Origin of the sequence: Streptomyces nidicola, from assembly GCF_050106155.1 — a bacterium.
Classification (GTDB): domain Bacteria; phylum Actinomycetota; class Actinomycetes; order Streptomycetales; family Streptomycetaceae; genus Streptomyces.
Genome location: NZ_JBNBPI010000001.1, coordinates 87,550 through 105,561 on the forward strand (window position 1 = coordinate 87,550; position 18,012 = coordinate 105,561).

Consider the following 18,012-nt stretch of genomic DNA (forward strand, 5'->3'; position numbering starts at 1 on the left):
GTCACTTGCCGGGGATCGGGAAGAAGAGGCCCGCGATCATCGCGCCGATGATGGCGCCGCCGGTCAGCGGCTTCTGCCACTTGTAGAAGAGGGCGGCGCCGATGGTCGAGCCGATGCCGACGGGCAGCGACGCGGTGGCGGCGGAGATGATGACGAGCGGGCCCAGATAGCGTCCTGCGGAGTTGCCCGCGCCCATCATCACGTCGGCGCCGAAGGTGGAGGTGCCGCCCGTCGAGTTCACGGTGGCGCGCCGGATCGCGAGGATCGCGGCGCCGATGATGGCACCGAGGAGTGCGCCCACCGGGATGGCGAGCCAGAAGTGTTCGAGGGGGGCGGTGAATCCGGCGCCGAGCAGCATGGCGGGGATGCCGATGCCGACGCCGGTCTGGAGGGAGCCGCCGATGTCGAGGATGCCGACCATGGGCCCCTCGATGACGCGGGCGAACAGGAACCCGGCGCCGAAGGCGGCCGCGGCGCCGTAACTGCCGTTCTCCATACCAGCCTTGAGCATGGAGGCGACCGCGACGTCGCTGAACACGCCGGTCCCGTACGTGTAGTAGAGCTGCGTGCCGGTGAAGATGCCGGCGGCGAGGCAGGCCACGAAGACGGGGAAGGCCCATTCGGAGAGCCAGAAGCTGCCCTCGCCCGGCACCTTGGTCAGGAAGCCGCCCTTGGCCCGCTGCTCGCCGGAACCGGAGTCGGATCCGGAGCCGGGGTTCTGCGCCGGTATGCCGCCCGTGGCGGAGGTTGATGTGTCGGTCATGTCGGTGCCTGCCTCACTCGGGCTTGGTGCCGGTCACGTCGTGGAGGTGCGTGAGCCAGTGCGGGATGTCGACGTTCAGCTGCTGGAGCAGGGTGAGGTCGGCCCCGCGCAGGAAGGTGCTGGCCGCGAAGAGCGTGAGCACCACGGCCGCGAGGGACTTGGTGACCTTCGTCCAGCCCAGGTCGTCGACGCCCTTGCCGATGACGATGCCGAGCACGATGCCGGGCACGGCGTTGCCCATCACGAGGTGGCCGAGGCCGCCGAGGACGGTGCCCCAGGCGCCGGCCCGCCGGCCCGCGTCGACGGCGGCCATCCAGAAGATGATCGGCATCACGGGGTTGATCAGCCACTCGGACGCGGGCCCCAGCACCTTGGCCGCGACCTCCTGCAGGGAGTGCGGGATCGAGGCGGCAGTGGTGTTGAGGAGGGTGACCAGGACCATACCGACGGCCGTGCCGGTGATGGCCATGCGCCGCGGGTTGTGCAGGGTCTCGGCGAGCCTGCGGTTTTTGATCATCGCGACGGACGCGGTCCAGTGCGGCACGATGCGGTGGTCCACGTCGGAGGTGAGCGCACCGGTGCCGACCGCACTCGACCAGGCGTTGAACAGGAAGCCGAGGCCGAACGAGAAGTGCGCGACCGGGTCGTTCTGACACGCGTTCAGTTCGCCGAGCGTGCGGAAGGCGCCCATGCCCTGGACCTTCGGCGCGTGGAACATTCGGGCCACGCCCGCGGAGGCGCCGAAGCCGATGAGTCCGCCGATGACGAGGGATTCCAGCAGGACGGTGAGGGTCTCGTTCATCGGGTCACCTCATGTGCAGGGCGTGCTGGACCGGCGAGAGCCGCTCCTCGCGCACCGTGAAGTCGACGGTTTCCAGGTCGAGCGAGGCCACCTGCACCTCGACGCGCAGGGTGAGTTCGAAGCGCTGCCGGGTGCGGGGGAAGAGGAGCCCGAGGAAGCGCTCCGTCCAGCGGTGTTCCACGGCCGAGACGACCTCGAGTTCGAGGGGCTCGACGCGGAAGCACACGCCGTCGGTCACCTTGTCGACCGCGGACTGCACCTGCCCGATGGCGGTGGCGAACGCCTTGTCCCTGGTGGGCCCGGAGCCGGTGAGCCGCAGGGTGTGGCGGGTCTGCTTCACGAGGCGTCCTCCCCCAGCTTCTTGAGGAGCGCCTGGGTGACCTTGAAGCCCAGCTCCTCGCTGTCGAGGAAACCAAAGCCGAGGACGGTGCGGCCCTGTTCCACCGCGGTCACCCCGGCCTGCGCCGAGCGCATGCCGAACTCGATGTCGTGGCCGTACTTGGCCTTGGCGGTGACCGCTCCCGCGCCACCGCTGCCGCAGAAGGAGATGCCGAGCGCGGCGCCCTCCGCGGCCATCACGTCGCCGACCTTCATGTCGGCGCCGGGGCCCGCGATGAGGACGGGTTCGCCGCCCGCGGCCCGTACGCCGTCGGCGACGGCCTGGCCCTTGCCGAGCCGGTGTCCGATCACGATCTTGACTGTCATGGCGGTGCTCCTTGGTGGGTGGGGTCAGGCCTGAGAGGTGGACTGGGTCTGGAGCTGAGCCGCCGCCTCGAAGTGCAGGGCGAGCAGCAGGACTTCGGTGTCTCCCGCGAGGAACTCGCGTGGGGCGCAGTAGGTGTCGATGAGGGTGCGGGCGGACGCGATGCGCTCGGCGGGCAGTTCGGAGGCGAGTTCCGGGTCGAGCGGGTCGAGGTGTTCGGCGGTGCGCACCCGGCGCACGAAGGCGAGCGCGTGCACGGCGAGGGCGAGCACCCGTGTCTCGTCGAAGACGATCCCGGCGACCTGCGCGTGGGCCAGCGCGATCGGCAGGAACTCCGCCAGGTCGGCCCGGTCCTCGTCGGTGACGGGCTGCGTGGTGTCCTGGACGGCCGTCGCGAGCCGTTCGATCAGGGGCGTGCTCATTCACGGGCCTCTCGGTGGTTCGGTGGAGCGGTCGGTGGGTGGGACTCAGCCGGTGGCGGTCCCGGGGGTGTGGAGGCGTCCGGCGCGCACCGTCCGGGCCGCCTCCAGCTGGGTGTGGGTGGTACGTGTGTCGCCGTCGGCGTCGGTCAGCACGGTGGTGCGCTCGGCGAGGCGCAGCAGCGTCAGGTCGGCGGCGCCCCCGACGCGCAGGCTGCCCAACTCATGGTCGAGCCCGAGGACTTGGGCGGGGTGCAGCGTCGCGCAGCGGATCACCTGGTGCGGGTCGAGGCCGAGCGCGAGGAGCTTGTTGAGCGTGGTGACGAGCGAGTGGACCGGTCCCCCGACGTTGCCGACGTGTACGTCGGTACTGATGGTGTGCGGGGTGAAGCCCGCGGCGAGGGCCCGTTCGGCGGTGGCGAAGTTGAGGCTCGCGCTGCCGTGACCGACGTCGAGCCGCACCCCACGCGCCACGGCACGGCGCGCGGCGTCCTCGCTGCCGAAGAGGCCGCCGGGCTTGCCGTGGAAGGCGTGCGTGACGACGTCGCCCTCGCCGAGCAGGTCCAGTACGTCGGCGAGGCGCGGCGGCTCGTTGCCGACGTGCACCATGACCGGCCGGCCCACGCGCGCGGCGACCCGCTTCGCGGCCCGCAGGGGTTCGAGGCCACTGCCACCGAGGACGGAGGAGCTCATCCGGACCTTGATGCCGCGCACCCGGCCGGAGTGCTCGCGCAGCAGCTTCTCGGTGGCCGCCTCGTCGATGTCGCCGGGGCCGCCCGCGAGTTCGGTGCGGCCGTGGACGAGGCCGTGCCGGGAGATGTTGAGCCAGCTCAGGACGCGGGTCGCGGCGGCGTCGACAACGTTGCCCGCGAAGTCGTCCCAGTGGTCGCTGCCGCAACTGCCCGCGTCCACCAGGGTGGTGACCCCCTGCTCGACGCCGACGGTGTCGGCGGGCACACCGAGGTCGGTACGGGGCGCGTAGACGTGGGAGTGGAGGTCGATCAGGCCGGGGGCGACGAGCAGTCCCGTGGCGTCGACGCGCTCCTGTCCGGCCAGCGTGCCGGGTTCGCCGATCGCGGCGATGCGGCCGCCCCGTACGGCGAGGTCACCGGCGAAGGGCTGCGGGCGCAGGGGGTCGGCCAACAGCCCACCCGAGACGACGAGATCGAATCGTTGCGGACCTGCGGAAGGAGCTGCGTGCACAGCCATGGACGGCGACCTTTCCCCGGCATGAGAGTGGTGCGTGCGACGGGCACAGCGGAGCGCGGCTGGGCACACCGCTGCTGGACACCCGAGTTGAGGACCCGAGTTCGTTCCGTAGAGTAGAATGGCGTTCCGCTCGGCGGATCGAGTGGAAACATAGCCCGCGTCTCCTCGGAGGGTCAATGGAAGCGAGCAAGCCCGCGAATTCCGTCGTCAAGGCGCTTCGAGTACTGCACGCGGTGGCGCGTGCGGACGGACCGCACCGGCTCGGCGACATCGCGGAGCGCTCCGGCGTCTCCAAGGCCAGCACGCACCGGGTCCTCGCCACACTCGTCGAGGAGGGGTACGCCGCCGCCGACGGCGAGGGCCGCTACGGCTGCGGCAACCAACTGCGCGCGATGGCCGCGCAGGTGCTGGCCGACGACGCGGTCGGCATCGACGCCGTGCTGCGCGCGCTGCAGCAACGCCTGGGCCAGGCCGTGCACTTGGCAGTGCCGAGCGGGGACCACGCGACGTACACGCACAAGGTCGACCCGGGGCACGCCTACCGCATCGCCACCGACGTCGGGGCGCCGCTGCCGCTGCACGCGACCGCCGCGGGCAAGGCCCTGCTGGCGCATCTGCCGCCCGAGGAGGCCGCCGCCGTCCTCGACCGCACCGGACTGCCCGCCCGCACGCCGCACACGCACACCGATCGGGCGGCCCTCGTCAAGGAGTTGGCCGCGATCCGCGATGCCGGATACGCCACCGACTACGAGGAGGCGGACGCGTCGATCTGCTCGATCGCGGCCCCTGTCCTCGACGCGGACGGCACACCGGTCGGCGCCGTCTCGGTCTCCTCACTCACCTTCCTCGTCACCGAGGAGCAACTGGCCGGGTTCGCCCCGGCGGTGCGGCAGGCGGCAGAGGACGTGTCCCGCCGCCTGTGACCAAGCCCCTGATGACCAAGCCCCTGATGACACACCAAGGCCCCTTCACACCAGGTGTGAAGGGGCCCGTCCCGGTGGTGTCGCCACCCGGTGCCTCGGCGGGACTCAGGCGGCGCATCCGCACTGACCGCAACATCCCAGCCAGCGGCGCAGGGTGGCGTGCACGGCGTCCGGGAGCGCGCTGAGCTGGTCGATCGCCTCCGTGTCGCCCGGCGAGGGCGCGATGCCCGACGCGGTGAGCACGGCGTTCAGTTCGAGGCGGCGCATGTCCTTCGGGTCGATCCGGGAGGGCAGGCGGTGCGCCGGGTTCGGCGGGGCCAGCAGCCAGTCGTCGGCCCAGTCGATGGCGCGGATCTGCTCTTCGTCCAGCCCGGTCGTGATGGTGTGCATGCCGGCCTCCTTCGTGGCGTACGCCGTTGTCTCGAAGGCAGAGAGCACCGGGGGCCGTGCGCCGGTTGCGGCCGGGACCGAGGATCACACGAAGGGCGCAATACGCGGGTTATCACGCATTCCCGGCCTCCCCGGGCCGCCCCCTTTCATCGAGGAACAGGTCCAACTCCCGGTCGATCGCGCCCTGATCAGCCTCCGCCCCGAACGGCACGAGGGCATGGCTGCGCTCCAGGTACGTGAGCAGCGCCCGGTGCCCCATCACGAAGCGGACCGGTTCACCGGCGCGCGCGTCGCGGATCTCGATCTCCACGCCGAGGGGCTCGCCCTCCTGCGCGACGGGCCGCACCGTCACGTCGCCGATACCGGCCGCGCCGGTGAGTCCGGCGGAGAGCAGATCGCGGGACAGCAGCCAACTCCCGCCGCGCGACTGCCCCTTGGGGGCGACCACCCGGACGACCAAGGGGTCGTCCGCGGTGTACTGCAACTGGACCTCGCACGCGAGCCGCTCGCCGTCCGGGTAGGCGAGAACTCCCGTAGCCAGCGCCTCCAGGCGCCCATACGTGTGCCGCTCGTCAGGGCTCACCCTGACCCACCTCATCCCTGCTGTCGCACCTGCGCGGGAGCGCTCATCACTCCTTGCCCCGCGCCCGGCGGCACTGCCGGACACCTGGGTCGCCCGGCCCATCATCGCTCCCGCCGGACTGTGCTGTGTCGCCCGACAAGGGCGACATTCCAAACCTTAGGCCAAGGGGCATACAACCAGTGGCATATGCGCGAATGACCCGACGGCCTTCACAACCAGTTCGACGTGAGGGGTGGACACCGCAGGCACGTTCGACCACACCACTCCCGCGCGGTGTCGATCAGACGTCGTCCTCCGCGCCGGGCAGGTGGGTGTCACCGTCCGACCAGTGGTTGATCCATCCACAAGCGCCGCACGCGTAGCGGCCGTTGATGCCCGCCACCACGGTTCCGCAGCCACCGCACTGCTTCTCGGTGACCTGCTGCCCGGAGAGGAAGGCGGCAGCGGCCACTGCCGTCTCCACGTTCTGGTCATGCGACACGTCCATGAGCCGCCCCTACCCAGCTGGCACCGGCTCAACATCCCTGGGGCACATTCTGTTCGGTACGACTTACCGTCCGGTATACGTGAACGGCACACGCGTCCACTGCCGAGCCCTGGGAGGCCCCATGCCCACGTCCGCCCGGATCCAAGCCGGATCCGTCGTCGAGGACTTCACCCTGCCCGACGAGACGGGGGCGCCCACCTCGCTGTCGTCCCTGCTCTCCGAGGGGCCGGTCGTGCTCTTCTTCTACCCGGCCGCGCTCACCCCCGGCTGCACCGCGGAGGCCTGCCACTTCCGGGATCTGGCGGCCGAGTTCGCGGCGGTCGGCGCGCGCCCGGTGGGGATCAGCTCCGACGCCGTCGAACGCCAGCGGGAGTTCACGCAGCGCCACACGCTCGGGTTTCCGCTGCTGTCCGACCCCGAGGGCGAGGTGCGCGGCCGGTTCGGGGTGGCGCGCGGCTTCGGCCCGCTGCCCACCAAGCGCGCCACGTTCGTGATCGGCACCGACCGGCAGGTGCTCGAGGTGGTCCGCAGCGAGTTCAGGATGAGCGCGCATGCGGACCGGGCTCTTGAAGTGTTGCGTACGAAGGCGGGGTGAGGGACCGTCCGCCCGGCGTCCGGAGCCGCCGGGCGGGCGGGAGTTCGACGACAGGCCCTAACGCCGTCCGCGAACCAGCAGGTACACGAAGTAGGGCGTGCCGACGACGGCCGTCATCAGGCCCGCGCCCAGCTGCGCCGGGGCGATCACGGAGCGGCCCAGCAGGTCCGCGACGCAGACGAGGGCCGCGCCCAGGAGCATCGCGACGGGCACGACGCGCACGTGCCTGCGCCCGACCAGGGCGCGGGCCGCGTGCGGCGCGACGAGGCCCACGAAGCCGATCGTGCCCGCGGCGGCGACGGCCGTGGCGCTGAGCAGGACGCTGAGCACCAGGAACCCGAGGCGGCCGCGCGCGAGGTCGAGGCCGAGGAGGCGGGGCGTGTCCGCGTCGAGGGAGACGAGGTCGAGCTCCTTGCGCCGGGCGACCGCGATGACGGCGCCGACGACGAGCACGGCCGCGACCGGCAGTACGTCCGGGAGGCTGCGCCCGTACGTCGAACCGGACAGCCACACCAGGGCCTTGGTCGCGCTGAACCGGTCGGTGAGCACGATCAGGAGACTGATCAGGGCCGCCGTGCCCGACGCCGTGCCGATGCCGATCAGGACGAGCCGGCTCTGCTGGAACCCGCCCTTGGCCGCGAGGCCGAAGACGATCGCGGAGGTGACGCACGCGCCCGCGAACGCCGCCGCGGCGATGGTCCACGAACCGGCTCCGGGCACCGTGGTGACCAGCAGCACCGCACCGAGAGCGGCGCCGCCGGAGACACCGAGGACACCGGGTTCGGCGAGAGGGTTGCGGGTCACGGACTGCACGAGGGTGCCGGACAGGGCGAGCGCCGCGCCGGCGCACAGGGCGGCCAGGACGCGCGGCACCCGGGTGTCGAGGACGAACGTGATGGCCTGACCGGCCTGCCCGCCCGCCCAGTTGACGACGTCGCCGAGGAGCAGCGTGCTGTCGCCGAGGAGGACGCCCGCGACGGCCGCGGCGACCAGCACCGCCGCCAGGCCGACCACGGTGACCGCGAACACCTTGCGGCTCGGGATGCGCAGCCTTTCCGGGGGCCCGGCGGCCTCCCCGTCGCGCAGCCGCAGCGCCATCACGACCAGGAACACCGCGCCGACGACACTGGTGACCACGCCCGTCGGCACGGTGACCGCCACCTGGGCGGAGGTCACGGCGCGCAGCAGCAGGTCGGAGCCGAGCACGAGGGCGGCGCCGACGAGGCCCGCGACGGGGATGCGCACCCGGTGCCGTACGAGCGAACGCACGCGGCGGGCCACCGGCCTGACCAGGGCCGGGGCGCACAGGCCCACGAAGCCGATCGGTCCGGCCAGGGTGACGGCGGCCGCCGAGAGGAGCGCGGCGAGCACGACGGCGGTCACGCGGGTGCCGCGCACGGGGATGCCGAGGCCGCGCGCCGCGTCGTCCCCGAGGGCGAGACCGTCGACGCGGCGGGCGAGGAGGACCAGGCCGATGAGCGCGACGACCACGAGGGGCGCCATGCGGGCCACACCGGCGAAACCGTTCTGGGCGATGCTGCCCTGGTTCCACTGGTAGAGGCCCTCGGTCTGTTCCGGGAAGAGCAGGATCAGCGACTCGGTGACGGCGTTGAGGCCGAGCGCGAGAGCGCTGCCGGCGAGGACCAGGCGGACGGTGGCGGCGCCGCGTCCGGCGAGGCCGAGCACGACGGCGGCCGCGGCGAGTCCGCCGACGAGGGCGACCGCGGAGGACGCGAACACGGAGACGGTCGCGCCAGTGGCCGCGAGCACACCGAGCGCGAGGTACGAACCGGCGTTGACGGCGAGGGTGTCGGGCGAGGCGAGCACGTTGCGGCTCACGGCCTGCAGCACGGCGCCGGCCGCGCCGAGTGCCACGCCGACGAGCAGTCCGGCCACCATGCGCGGCAGCCGGGAAGCGACGACGACGGAGGCGTCGCCCGCCTCGGCCTGCCCGGTGAGGGCCTGCCACACCTGGCGGGCTCCGACGTCGGCCGTGCCGTAGGTGATGTCGACGACGGCGAGCACGGCGACGAGCAGCGCGAGCCCGGCCGTCACCCCGACGGTGCCGAAGGACGGCGCCGTCAGAGTGCGGGGAGGTGCGGTGACGGCCACGTGCCTACTTCTTCGTCAGGGCGGCGACGACGCCGTCGATGTAGTGCTCCATCGACTTCGGTCCGCCGAACAGCCAGGTGCCGTCGGGCAGTCGGTGCACGTCGCCGGCCTTCACGAAGGGCAGCGAGGTCCACACGGAGTTGTCGGCGAGGTCCTTGGTGAAGACATCCGAGCCGCCGGCCTTCTTGTTGCCGATGTAGGTGAACTGCACGTCCTTGCCGAGTCCGGTGAGTCCCTCGACGTCGGTGGTGGCCAGGCCGTAGTCCTTGTCGCCCTTGACCTTCCAGGCGTTCTTCAGGCCGAGGTCCTCGTTGACGGAGCCGAGCAGCGAGGCATCGGTGAAGGCGCGCACGGAGACCTGGTTGGAGGCGGAGTAGCCGTCGGCGGTGGCGATCCTCGAGCCGTCGGCGCCCGCGTCCTTGAGCGCCTTCTTGCCCTCGGCGAGCTTCGCCTCGTACGCCTTCTTGGCGGCCTTGGCCGCGTCCTCCTTGCCGGTGGCCTTCGCGATGGTGTCGAGGGTCTCGAACATCGTGCCGACCTGGTCGGCGCCGTCGGCCGACTTGACCGTGAGGACCGGGGCGATCTTCTTCATCTGCTTGATCGCCGACGCCGACAGGTCGTTCGTGGCGATGATCAGGTCCGGGGTGAGGCCCGCGATGCTGTCCATGCTGGGCTCGCCCCGAGTGCCGATGTCCTTGGGCGAGTTGGTGAGCGGCGCGGCGGTGTCCCACGCCTTGTAGCCCTTGACGTCGGCGACGCCGGCGGGGTCGACGCCGAGCGTGACGAGGGACTCGACGACGTTCCACTCGGTGCCGACGACCTTGGTGGCCGGGCCGTCCAGGCTCACCTTGGAGCCGTCTCCACCGGTCAGGGTGATCTTCTCGGCCTTGATGTTGGGATCCGTCCGAGCGGGCTCGGAGGTGCCACAGGCGGAGAGGGCGAGGGCCGCCGCGGCGGCCGATGCGGCGACGATCAGGGGGCGTCTCATGAGGTGCTCTGGAGCCTTTCGCTTCTGCTGTGGTGACGGCCTATCGCGCGGGTGCGCAGCCGTCCGGTGAAGGGGTCGGTGTCGACATCGACGCGGATGCCGTACGTCTCGGTGAGGCGCTCGGAGCGCAGTACGTCCTCGGGGGCGCCGTCGGCGATGACGCGGCCGTCGCTGAGCAGCGCGATCCGGTCGGCGACGGCGGCTGCCTGGTCGAGGTCGTGCAGGACGACGCCGACGGCGATGCCGCCGTCGTCCGCCAGGTCCCGCATGAGGTCGAGGAGTTCGATCTGGTAGCGCAGGTCGAGGTACGTGGTCGGCTCGTCGAGGAGGAGCACGCCGGTCTGCTGGGCGAGGCAGCTCGCCAGCCACACGCGCTGCAACTGCCCGCCGGAGAGCTGGTCGACACCCCGGTCCGCGAGTGTCTCGACGCCGGTCATCGCGAGGACCCGCGCGACGACCTCCGCGCCGTCGGCATCGGCCTGCCCCCACCGTCCGCGGTAGGGGTAGCGGCCGAACTCGACGACGTCGCGCACGGTGAGTCCGCCCGGCGTGGGCCGGCTCTGCGTCAACAGGGCGACGCGGCGGGCGAACTGGCGGGCGGTGAGGTCGAAGCCGTCGGCGGCGTCGGCTGTTCCCGCGTCGAGGCTCAGCGTGCCGTGCCGGGGCTTCTGCAGCCGTGCGATGGTCCGCAGCAGCGTGGACTTGCCGCTGCCGTTGGGACCGACGAGAGCGGTCACTTCGCCGGGCCTGAGGACGAGGGCCGCGTCGTGCACGACATCGACTCCGTCGTACGACACGGTCACATGCTCGGCCGACAGTTCGTGACCGCGCGGACGAGGGGCGCTACCTGCGCGTTCACCAGATCTCACCTGCTGAAGGTTAGCCTAACCTTACCCCTCGGGGAACCCCGGGGGCCGCCTCCCCGACCCGGGCCGATCATGAATGGATCTCGCATGCGGGGTAGTCGGACAGTGCAGCTCATCAGCTCGAAGTCCGAAGGGAGACACGCACCATGGCTCTGCGGAGCGACCCGAAGTACACCGTCCCCGGCCTCGACGTGAGTGAGGCGGGCGAGCTCATCGACATCCTGCAGTTGCGCCTTCACGCGCTCAACGATCTGCACCTCACGCTCAAGCACATCCACTGGAACGTCGTCGGACCACACTTCATCGCCGTGCACGAGATGGTCGACCCGCAGGTCGACAAGGTCCGGGCGATGGCGGACGAGGTCGCGGAGCGCGCCGCGGCGCTCGGCGGCGTCAGCCACGGCACACCGGGCGTGCTCGTCGCCGCGCGGACCTGGGAGGACTACAGCGTCGGCCGGGCGGACGCGATCGCCCATCTCGGCGCCCTCGACGTCGTCTACACCGGCCTGATCGAGGACGTCCGCAAGGCGGTAGAGCAGACCGGCAGGATCGACCTGGCCACCCAGGACCTGCTGATCGGACAGCTGCGCGAGCTCGAGAAGTTCCAGTGGTTCGTCCGTGCCCACCTCGAGACGGCGGGCGGCGCCCTGCGCACCGGTGACGCCGACACCGAGACGGAGGCGGCACACCAGGCCGTACGGTGAGGCGCACGGGCCCGATCGTGTGACTGCGCCCCGCCGGTGCACCCCGCGCACCACCGGGTGTGCCTACCGTGGGAGTTCGTCAATTGTTGGGTCGACGCGGCACAGCGCCGCGTCGACCGTGAGGAGCTCTCATGGCCGACGATCTCATGTCCGACGAAGAGCCGCAGCGCACACGGAAGTTGGGCGTCGAGATGCGGCAGGTGTCGCTGGACGACGGCAGTGTGATGACGATCGTGTGCGACGCGGGCCTGTCCGAGGCGGATGTGCGCTCGCGCGCCACACGGATCGCGGAGGACAACCGGCGGCAGTAGCGGGACGACCGCCTTCTTGGGCAAACGGGCCCACCGCCTTCGTGGGCAGCAGGCCCGCCGCTTTCTTGCCTCAGAGGCAAGGGAAATGCCAGGGCTTCAACAATCTGTTTATGATCACCGGGCCCCGCTCCCCCCTTGCCCGGAGATCGCATGTCCACGCCCCCGTCCGCCGTCCCACGACCCCATCCCCTGCACGCCCTGCGGGCCACCGTCTTCGCGATCGGCGGCCTGCTGGTGCTCGTCGGCGTCGGCGTGCTGCTGCGGCAGCCGCTCCTGATACCCCCGCTCGCCGCGAGCGCCGCCCTCGTGCACGGCGCGCCCGGGCTGCCGATCTCGCAGCCGCGCAATCTCGTCGGGGGCCAGCTGATCTCCGCCGCCATCGGGTTCGGGACGCTCGCGGTGACGGGGAGCAACGGCTGGGGTGCGGCCGTCGCCGCCGGGCTCTCGCTGGGGGCGATGATGCTCACGCACCTCTCCCACTCCCCCGCGGCCGCCACCTCGGTGATCGTCGTGCTGCAGGCCCCGCACCCCGTCCCCTTCCTCTCCCTCCTCGCGCTCGGCACCGCGCTGCTGGTCCTGATCGGACTGCTGCCCGGCCGGATCGGCGGACACCCGGTCCGTTACCCGTTGACCTGGTGACCGGACGTCCGTAGCTGTTAGTGTTCTTGGACCTTTCGCCTCTTGAGGAGAACGAACATGGCGGTGGACGACGACATCTCCGGGTGATGACCCGGCTCCGACAGGCCAGTGGCCGGTGCGCTGACGCACCGCCTCGGTGGCCTCTCAGTCGTCCCCTTTCCCTGTTCCGGGCAGCCGTATCGGCCTGCCCGTCTCCCACGCGAGGTCTGCTTCCGTGTCCGACGCTTCCGTCGTCTGCTCGAACCTGTCCTTCTCCTGGCCCGACGACACCCCGGTGTTCGACGGCCTGTCCTTCTCCGCGCCGTCCGGCCGCACCGGGCTCGTGGCCCCGAACGGCGCGGGCAAGAGCACACTCCTCAAGCTGATCGCCGGTGAGCTGCGGCCCACCGGCGGCTCGGTGACCGTGCACGGTGTGCTCGGCCATCTCCCCCAGAACCTGCCGCTGGCCGGCTCGCTCACCGTGGCCGAGGTGCTCGGTGTCGCCGAGATCGTCCGGGCGCTGGACGCCGTCGAATCGGGGGATGTGAGCGAGGAGCACTTCACCGTCATCGGCGACGACTGGGACATCGAGGAGCGCACCCGCGCCGAACTCGACTCCCTCGGCCTCGGTGCCCTCGGTCTCGACCGGCGCCTCGACACGCTCAGCGGCGGGCAGATCGTCTCCCTGGGCCTCGCCGCCCAGCTGCTGCGCCGGCCCGATGTGCTGCTCCTCGACGAGCCGACCAACAACCTCGACCTCGACGCCCGCCGCCACCTCTACGACGTGCTGGAGCGCTGGAACGGCTGTCTGCTGCTCGTCAGCCACGACCGCGCGCTCCTGGACCGGATGGAGCGGATCGCCGAGCTGCACCACGGCGAACTGCGCTGGTACGGAGGCAACTTCACCGCCTACGAGGAGGCGGTGGCGGCGGAGCAGGACGTCGCCGAGAAGAACGTCCGCAACGCCGAGCAGGAGGTGAAGCGCGAGAAGCGGGAGATGCAGCAGGCCCGCGAGCGCGCCGAGCGCCGCGCGAGCAACGCCGCGCGCAACCTGAAGAGCGCCGGACTTCCCAAGATCTTCGCCGGGACCATGAAGCGCGGCGCCCAGGAGTCCGCGGGCCGGGCCGGTCAGACCCACGCGGCCCGTGTCGGCGACGCCAAGGCACGCCTGGACGAGGCGGAGCGCGCCGTGCGCGACGATCCGCGCCTCGTCCTCGATCTGCCCGACACCAAGGTCCCCGCGGGCCGCACCCTCGTCCTCGCCGAGCACGCGCAGGTCCGCCGGGGCGAGCAGGACCTGTTCGCCGCCGACGGCGTCGACTTCTCGGTACGGGGGCCTGAGCGCATCGCGCTGACGGGTCCCAACGGGGCGGGAAAGACCACCCTGTTGCGGCTCGTGAGCGGTGACCTCCGGCCGAGCGGCGGCAGCGTGAAGCGGGCCGACGGCCGGATCGCCTATCTGTCGCAGCGTCTGGACCTGCTCGACCCCGAGCGCACCGTCGCGGAGAACTTCGCCGCGTTCGCGCCGGGGCGCCTTGAGGCGGAGCGGATGAATCTGCTGGCCCGGTTCCTGTTCCGCGGCCCGCGCGCCCAGCTGCCGGTCGGGGTGCTCTCCGGCGGGGAGCTGCTGCGGGCCACCCTCGCCTGCGTGCTGTGCGCGGAGCCGGCCCCGCAGCTGCTGCTCCTCGACGAGCCGACGAACAACCTCGATCTGGTCGGCGTCGGCCAGCTGGAGAGCGCGCTCGCCTCCTACCAGGGCGCGTTCATGGTGGTCAGCCACGACGAGCGGTTCCTCGCGCGGATCGGAGTGGAGCGCGGGCTGCGGCTCGCGGACGGCGAGCTGACCGAGGTGGGGGCGCCCGAGATGTGACCCGCCGGCGTGACGACATGGCCCGTCCCGAGGCACAGGCCCGGCGGGCCCACCACTGCTCACGTCGAACGGAACACATCGCATGCCCCAGCCCGCCCTCATCGCGCACGATCTGATCCGCACCCTCGGCACCCGCCGCGTCCTCGACGGTGTGTCGCTCACCGCCGCTCCCGGCCGCCGTATCGGCCTGATCGGCGAGAACGGGGTCGGCAAGTCGACCCTGCTGCGCCTGCTCGCCGGCGACGACACCCCCGACTCGGGCAGTGTCGCCCGGCCGCCCGACCTCGGCTTCCTCCAGCAGGAGGCGCCGTACGACGCCGCGACGACGATCGCGGACGTACTGGACGACGCGCTGCGCGAGACCCGCGCCGAACTCACCGAACTCGACCAGCTCGGCGAGCAGCTCGCCCGGACACCGGAGGACTCCGGCAGCTACACAGAACTGCTCGACACCTATGGCCAGTTGCTCGAACGCGCCCGGGAGCACGAGGCATGGGACGCGGACCGGCGCGCCGAGATCACCCTCGCCGGTCTCGGTCTCGGGGCGTTCGCGCACACCCGCACCCTGGGTTCGCTCTCCGGCGGCCAGCGCGGACGGCTCGCCCTGGCGGCGCTGCTCGTACGCCGCCCCACCGCGCTGCTGCTCGACGAGCCGACGAACCATCTCGACGACGACGCAGCCCTGTTCGTGGAGGAACAGGTGCGGGCGCTGCCGGGCGTGGTCGTCCTCGCCAGCCACGACCGGGCGTTCCTCGACGCCGTCTGCACGGACCTCGTCGACCTCGATCCGGCGGTGGAAGGGCCCGTGCGATTCGGCGGCAACTACAGCGCGTACCGCGCGGAGAAGCGGGCCGAGCGGGAGCGGTGGGAGCGGCGGTTCGCCGAGGAGCAGGAGGAATTGGCCGAGCTGCGGCACTCGGCCGGTGTCTCGGCGCACCGCGTCGCACCCGACCGCGGGCCGCGCGACAACGAGAAGATGGGCTACGGCAAGCGTGCCAACCGGGTGCAGAGCCAGATCTCACGGCGGGTCCGCAACGCCACCCGCCGCCTCGATGACCTGGAACGCACGCAGGTCGCCGCGCCCCCGCCGCCGCTGCGCTTCCGCCCCGACCGCCTCGCCGACATGTCCAGCGATGACATGTCCGCCGAGCACATCGACGAGCCGCTCGTGTCCCTGCGGGCGGTCGAGGTCCCCGGGCGGCTGACCCTTGACCGGCTCGACGTGACACCCGAGGACCGCCTCCTGGTCACCGGCGCCAACGGCTCCGGAAAGTCGACCCTGTTGGCGGTCCTCGCCGGACAGCTGACGGCGCGGGGCGGCACACATCGACGTCCGGGCCTGTCGGTGGGACTGCTGGCGCAGGACTCCGTGTTCGCGCGGCCCGAGCGCACCGCCCGGGACACGTACGCGCAGGAACTCGGGTTCGCGCGCGCCGAGGCGGTGCCGCTCGCCGGGCTCGGCCTGCTGCGCCCGGCCGACCTCGACCAACCCGTGGGGCAGTTGTCGGTCGGCCAGCGGCGCCGGCTCGCGCTCGCGCTGCTCGTGGCGAAACCGCCGGAGCTGCTGCTGCTCGACGAGCCGACGAACCATCTGTCTCCCACGCTGTGCGACGAGCTGGAGGACGCACTGGGCGCGGGCCCCGGCGCGATCGTCGTCGCGTGTCACGACCGCTGGCTGCGCGAGCGCTGGAAGGGCCGCGAGATCCGGCTCTCCCGCGAGGGGTGAGCGGGCGGCCTACCAGCGGTTCCGGTGCAGCACCTCCGCGACCGGCCTGCGGCGCACCGGTCCGAAGCGGCCGAGCGGCCATCCGATCGGGATGGCGGCGAACGTCCGCATGTCGTCGGGGATGCCGAGCGCGGCCTTCCACTCGTCCTCCAGCATCAGGTGCCAGATGGTGATGTTGGCGGCGAGGCCGAGGCCGCGCGCGGCGAGCAGCAGGTTCTGCACGCCGGGGTAGACGCAGGAGCCCTCCGCGAGCGCGGCGAAGCGCTCCTGCGTGTTCGCCAGCGCGGCGGCCGCCGTGGGGCCGAGCGCGGTGACCGAGGCCTGCAGACCCTCCTCGTCGACGCGGGACGGCGGGAACTGGTAACAGGGGATGACGAGGGCCGGTGTCTCGGCGAAGTGGTCGCGCTGGTACTCGATGGCTGCGACCATGCGCCCGTACGCCGCTTCGTCCATGCCCTCGGGCGCGTGCTTGCCGGTGGTCGCCAGATAGGCGTCCACACACCGTGTCCACAAAGGTGCCAGTTCCGCCATAACTGCGGGGTCGGTCACCACGACGTACTCGTAGCGCTGCATATTGCCGCCACTGGGCCCCCACACGGCTGCCTGAATCAGCCTTTCCAGCAGCTCGTCGGGAATGGGTTCCGGGCGCAGCCGGCGCATGGCGCGCATCGTGGCCATGGTGTCGAACAGGCCTGTGTCGTCGGCGATTTGGTGTGTCCCGGTGACTGTGGTGACGTGGTTCATGATCGCGAGTCTAGGGGTGCCATTCACGCCAAAACACCCCCTTCTTTCGCCCATCCTTCGAGCCGAAACACCCAGTTAACCCACGAGCCACCTTTGCAGAGTTAACCTGGCTCTTGACCAGCAGTTGACCTTACGTTGGCGTTCTCTTGGTGAGAGATGCGCGAGGGGGGAACATGTCCCGAGGTGGGAGGAAGCGCACGGCGATGGCCTTTGTCATCGCCCTGCTGCTGTCGCTCCCCCTGCTCGCGTCCGGACATTCGTTCGCGTCCGCACATGCCTCGGTCTCGGCGCCGGCCGACGCCAAGGCCTGTCACGGCGACGGGACGGAACCCCAGGGGCCCGCCGAAGCGGTCCGCACCCGCGACCGTCATCGCACGGCGTCGGGCTCGTCCCAACTGCCCTGTCCGTACGCCGAGTCACCCTCTCCGGACGTCACCGCCGCGTCGGCCACCGCGCCGCACGCCTCGTACGTCCGCCCGGACAGATCCATCGACGAGCTGACAGCGGCCTCCCTTCAGGTCTTCCGCTGCTGATTTCCCGACAGTTGCCGTTCACACCTGTCCTGCCCGTCCGACGCGCCGCACCGGCGCGCCAGGAGGAATCACCACACATGCAGCCCCTCATCGACAACGCCCGCACGTTCGGCCAGCGCCCTGAGGAGTTCGCCAGTCACGCCGACGGCCAGTCCCCGCAGGTCCTCTTCATCACCTGCTCCGACTCTCGCGTCGTGCCGGCCCTGATCACGGGCGCGCGCCCCGGTGAGCTCTTCGAGCTCCGCACCGCGGGCAACATCGTGCCCCCGTACTCCGGCGACACCCCCTGCGGGGAGACCGCCACCATCGAATACGCCGTGGAAGTCCTCGGCGTCCAGGACATCGTCGTGTGCGGGCACTCGCACTGCGGGGCGGTCGGCGCGCTGGTGCGCGGCGACGACCTCGAGGCCGTGCCCGCCGTCCGGGACTGGCTCGCGCACGCCGCGGACGAGCCCGGAGGCTGCGATCCGACCGACGTGACGGTCGCCTCGGCCGTCCAACAGCACGTCCTCGCCCAGCTGCTGCGGCTGCGCTCCTACCCGTGTGTGGAGCGCCGGCTCGCCGACGGCCGCCTCACGCTGCGCGGCTGGTACTACGAGGTGCACACCGGCGGCGTCCGCGAACACCGTGTCGAGACCGACGCGTTCGAGACCCTGTGAGCGCCAC

At 71.6% G+C, this 18,012-nt stretch carries 22 protein-coding genes; 9 read left to right on the forward strand and 13 right to left on the reverse strand.

From position 1 onward, the window contains the following. Position 1 precedes the first annotated feature (1 nt). Genes ACOKM3_RS00425 through ACOKM3_RS00450 form a run of 6 tightly spaced genes read right to left on the reverse strand, consistent with a single transcriptional unit; the run spans position 2 to position 3,896 of the window. On the reverse strand, positions 2 to 763 hold the full coding sequence (locus tag ACOKM3_RS00425; protein ID WP_426895693.1) for a DUF4310 family protein: 762 nt from the start codon (positions 761 to 763) through the stop codon (positions 2 to 4). Between the two features lie 13 nt (positions 764 to 776). Then, positions 777 to 1,565 carry a DUF4311 domain-containing protein gene (locus tag ACOKM3_RS00430; RefSeq protein WP_426895695.1) on the reverse strand — a complete coding sequence of 263 codons (789 nt, stop codon included), beginning with the start codon at positions 1,563 to 1,565 and terminating at the stop codon, positions 777 to 779. 4 nt (positions 1,566 to 1,569) lie between these two features. After that, complete coding sequence (locus ACOKM3_RS00435; RefSeq protein ID WP_426895697.1) at positions 1,570 to 1,905, reverse strand: DUF4312 family protein; 336 nt, start codon at positions 1,903 to 1,905, stop codon at positions 1,570 to 1,572. After that, positions 1,902 to 2,270: an SFCGS family glycine-rich protein gene (locus tag ACOKM3_RS00440; protein WP_266718416.1), complete on the reverse strand. Its 369-nt coding sequence runs from the start codon at positions 2,268 to 2,270 to the stop codon at positions 1,902 to 1,904. Before ACOKM3_RS00440 ends, ACOKM3_RS00435 begins: the two co-directional genes overlap by 4 nt. A gap of 24 nt (positions 2,271 to 2,294) precedes the next feature. After that, on the reverse strand, positions 2,295 to 2,690 hold the full coding sequence (locus ACOKM3_RS00445; protein WP_426895700.1) for a hypothetical protein: 396 nt from the start codon (positions 2,688 to 2,690) through the stop codon (positions 2,295 to 2,297). Positions 2,691 to 2,735: 45 nt separating this feature from the next. After that, positions 2,736 to 3,896, reverse strand: a complete 1,161-nt coding sequence (locus ACOKM3_RS00450) for an amidohydrolase/deacetylase family metallohydrolase (RefSeq protein ID WP_426895702.1) — start codon at positions 3,894 to 3,896, stop codon at positions 2,736 to 2,738. A gap of 176 nt (positions 3,897 to 4,072) precedes the next feature. On the opposite strand from ACOKM3_RS00450, the gene ACOKM3_RS00455 reads away from it, so the two are divergent. After that, positions 4,073 to 4,819 (forward strand): IclR family transcriptional regulator, encoded by a 747-nt coding sequence (locus ACOKM3_RS00455; RefSeq protein ID WP_426895704.1) that lies wholly within the window; start codon positions 4,073 to 4,075, stop codon positions 4,817 to 4,819. Positions 4,820 to 4,924: 105 nt separating this feature from the next. Here ACOKM3_RS00455 and ACOKM3_RS00460 read toward each other — a convergent pair whose 3' ends face one another. From ACOKM3_RS00460 to ACOKM3_RS00470, 3 genes are all read right to left on the reverse strand, one after another. Then, positions 4,925 to 5,209 (reverse strand): hypothetical protein, encoded by a 285-nt coding sequence (locus tag ACOKM3_RS00460; RefSeq protein WP_426895706.1) that lies wholly within the window; start codon positions 5,207 to 5,209, stop codon positions 4,925 to 4,927. A gap of 112 nt (positions 5,210 to 5,321) precedes the next feature. Next, complete coding sequence (locus ACOKM3_RS00465; RefSeq protein WP_426895708.1) at positions 5,322 to 5,792, reverse strand: SsgA family sporulation/cell division regulator; 471 nt, start codon at positions 5,790 to 5,792, stop codon at positions 5,322 to 5,324. A 280-nt stretch (positions 5,793 to 6,072) separates the two neighbouring features. Next, positions 6,073 to 6,279 carry a hypothetical protein gene (locus ACOKM3_RS00470; protein WP_306321985.1) on the reverse strand — a complete coding sequence of 69 codons (207 nt, stop codon included), beginning with the start codon at positions 6,277 to 6,279 and terminating at the stop codon, positions 6,073 to 6,075. A 121-nt stretch (positions 6,280 to 6,400) separates the two neighbouring features. On the opposite strand from ACOKM3_RS00470, the gene ACOKM3_RS00475 reads away from it, so the two are divergent. Continuing rightward, positions 6,401 to 6,874 carry a peroxiredoxin gene (locus ACOKM3_RS00475; RefSeq protein WP_327665890.1) on the forward strand — a complete coding sequence of 158 codons (474 nt, stop codon included), beginning with the start codon at positions 6,401 to 6,403 and terminating at the stop codon, positions 6,872 to 6,874. 57 nt (positions 6,875 to 6,931) lie between these two features. On the opposite strand, the gene ACOKM3_RS00480 is transcribed toward ACOKM3_RS00475, so the two are convergent. From ACOKM3_RS00480 to ACOKM3_RS00490, 3 genes are read right to left on the reverse strand one after another with little or no spacing between them, the layout of a single operon-like run. Further along, positions 6,932 to 8,986 carry an iron ABC transporter permease gene (locus tag ACOKM3_RS00480; RefSeq protein ID WP_426895710.1) on the reverse strand — a complete coding sequence of 685 codons (2,055 nt, stop codon included), beginning with the start codon at positions 8,984 to 8,986 and terminating at the stop codon, positions 6,932 to 6,934. A 4-nt stretch (positions 8,987 to 8,990) separates the two neighbouring features. Continuing rightward, positions 8,991 to 9,974 carry an ABC transporter substrate-binding protein gene (locus ACOKM3_RS00485; protein WP_426895711.1) on the reverse strand — a complete coding sequence of 328 codons (984 nt, stop codon included), beginning with the start codon at positions 9,972 to 9,974 and terminating at the stop codon, positions 8,991 to 8,993. Next, positions 9,971 to 10,843, reverse strand: coding sequence for an ABC transporter ATP-binding protein (locus ACOKM3_RS00490; protein ID WP_426895713.1), 873 nt, complete (start codon positions 10,841 to 10,843; stop codon positions 9,971 to 9,973). The genes ACOKM3_RS00485 and ACOKM3_RS00490 overlap by 4 nt, the downstream gene beginning before the upstream one ends. A 143-nt stretch (positions 10,844 to 10,986) precedes the next feature. Between ACOKM3_RS00490 and ACOKM3_RS00495 the strand changes: the two genes are divergently transcribed. The 5 genes from ACOKM3_RS00495 to ACOKM3_RS00515 all read left to right on the forward strand — a co-directional run bounded on the left by ACOKM3_RS00495 (position 10,987) and on the right by ACOKM3_RS00515 (position 16,069). Beyond that, positions 10,987 to 11,544, forward strand: coding sequence for a Dps family protein (locus tag ACOKM3_RS00495; protein WP_426895715.1), 558 nt, complete (start codon positions 10,987 to 10,989; stop codon positions 11,542 to 11,544). Between the two features lie 131 nt (positions 11,545 to 11,675). Then, a complete protein-coding gene (locus ACOKM3_RS00500) occupies positions 11,676 to 11,855 on the forward strand; it encodes a hypothetical protein (protein ID WP_426895717.1) in 180 nt (59 codons plus the stop codon). 150 nt (positions 11,856 to 12,005) lie between these two features. Further along, positions 12,006 to 12,494, forward strand: a complete 489-nt coding sequence (locus ACOKM3_RS00505) for an HPP family protein (RefSeq protein WP_426895719.1) — start codon at positions 12,006 to 12,008, stop codon at positions 12,492 to 12,494. A gap of 214 nt (positions 12,495 to 12,708) precedes the next feature. Next, positions 12,709 to 14,343 carry a ribosomal protection-like ABC-F family protein gene (gene abc-f, locus ACOKM3_RS00510; RefSeq protein ID WP_426895721.1) on the forward strand — a complete coding sequence of 545 codons (1,635 nt, stop codon included), beginning with the start codon at positions 12,709 to 12,711 and terminating at the stop codon, positions 14,341 to 14,343. Between the two features lie 82 nt (positions 14,344 to 14,425). Further along, positions 14,426 to 16,069 (forward strand): ABC-F family ATP-binding cassette domain-containing protein, encoded by a 1,644-nt coding sequence (locus ACOKM3_RS00515; protein ID WP_426895722.1) that lies wholly within the window; start codon positions 14,426 to 14,428, stop codon positions 16,067 to 16,069. Between the two features lie 9 nt (positions 16,070 to 16,078). Here the strand turns inward: ACOKM3_RS00515 and ACOKM3_RS00520 are convergent, their stop codons facing one another. Further along, positions 16,079 to 16,813, reverse strand: a complete 735-nt coding sequence (locus ACOKM3_RS00520) for a nitroreductase family protein (RefSeq protein ID WP_426895723.1) — start codon at positions 16,811 to 16,813, stop codon at positions 16,079 to 16,081. 203 nt (positions 16,814 to 17,016) lie between these two features. Between ACOKM3_RS00520 and ACOKM3_RS00525 the strand changes: the two genes are divergently transcribed. Together ACOKM3_RS00525 and ACOKM3_RS00530 are read left to right on the forward strand one after the other, a co-directional pair. After that, positions 17,017 to 17,346 carry a hypothetical protein gene (locus ACOKM3_RS00525; protein ID WP_426895725.1) on the forward strand — a complete coding sequence of 110 codons (330 nt, stop codon included), beginning with the start codon at positions 17,017 to 17,019 and terminating at the stop codon, positions 17,344 to 17,346. 77 nt (positions 17,347 to 17,423) lie between these two features. Next, complete coding sequence (locus tag ACOKM3_RS00530) at positions 17,424 to 18,005, forward strand: carbonic anhydrase (RefSeq protein ID WP_426895727.1); 582 nt, start codon at positions 17,424 to 17,426, stop codon at positions 18,003 to 18,005. The last annotated feature ends 7 nt before the right edge of the window (positions 18,006 to 18,012 follow it).

Bases quoted from the DNA above. Each gene is read 5' to 3' on its own strand.
- ACOKM3_RS00460 (WP_426895706.1), bottom strand. From the start codon at position 5,209: ATGCACACCATCACGACCGGGCTGGACGAAGAGCAGATCCGCGCCATC.
- ACOKM3_RS00520 (WP_426895723.1), bottom strand. From the start codon at position 16,813: ATGAACCACGTCACCACAGTCACCGGGACACACCAAATCGCCGACGAC.
- ACOKM3_RS00515 (WP_426895722.1), top strand. From the start codon at position 14,426: ATGCCCCAGCCCGCCCTCATCGCGCACGATCTGATCCGCACCCTCGGC.
- ACOKM3_RS00475 (WP_327665890.1), top strand. From the start codon at position 6,401: ATGCCCACGTCCGCCCGGATCCAAGCCGGATCCGTCGTCGAGGACTTC.
- ACOKM3_RS00455 (WP_426895704.1), top strand. From the start codon at position 4,073: ATGGAAGCGAGCAAGCCCGCGAATTCCGTCGTCAAGGCGCTTCGAGTA.
- ACOKM3_RS00500 (WP_426895717.1), top strand. From the start codon at position 11,676: ATGGCCGACGATCTCATGTCCGACGAAGAGCCGCAGCGCACACGGAAG.
- ACOKM3_RS00495 (WP_426895715.1), top strand. From the start codon at position 10,987: ATGGCTCTGCGGAGCGACCCGAAGTACACCGTCCCCGGCCTCGACGTG.
- ACOKM3_RS00505 (WP_426895719.1), top strand. From the start codon at position 12,006: ATGTCCACGCCCCCGTCCGCCGTCCCACGACCCCATCCCCTGCACGCC.
- ACOKM3_RS00485 (WP_426895711.1), bottom strand. From the start codon at position 9,974: ATGAGACGCCCCCTGATCGTCGCCGCATCGGCCGCCGCGGCGGCCCTC.
- ACOKM3_RS00530 (WP_426895727.1), top strand. From the start codon at position 17,424: ATGCAGCCCCTCATCGACAACGCCCGCACGTTCGGCCAGCGCCCTGAG.
- ACOKM3_RS00525 (WP_426895725.1), top strand. From the start codon at position 17,017: ATGGCCTTTGTCATCGCCCTGCTGCTGTCGCTCCCCCTGCTCGCGTCC.
- ACOKM3_RS00470 (WP_306321985.1), bottom strand. From the start codon at position 6,279: ATGGACGTGTCGCATGACCAGAACGTGGAGACGGCAGTGGCCGCTGCC.
- ACOKM3_RS00425 (WP_426895693.1), bottom strand. From the start codon at position 763: ATGACCGACACATCAACCTCCGCCACGGGCGGCATACCGGCGCAGAAC.
- ACOKM3_RS00445 (WP_426895700.1), bottom strand. From the start codon at position 2,690: ATGAGCACGCCCCTGATCGAACGGCTCGCGACGGCCGTCCAGGACACC.
- ACOKM3_RS00450 (WP_426895702.1), bottom strand. From the start codon at position 3,896: ATGGCTGTGCACGCAGCTCCTTCCGCAGGTCCGCAACGATTCGATCTC.
- ACOKM3_RS00440 (WP_266718416.1), bottom strand. From the start codon at position 2,270: ATGACAGTCAAGATCGTGATCGGACACCGGCTCGGCAAGGGCCAGGCC.
- ACOKM3_RS00430 (WP_426895695.1), bottom strand. From the start codon at position 1,565: ATGAACGAGACCCTCACCGTCCTGCTGGAATCCCTCGTCATCGGCGGA.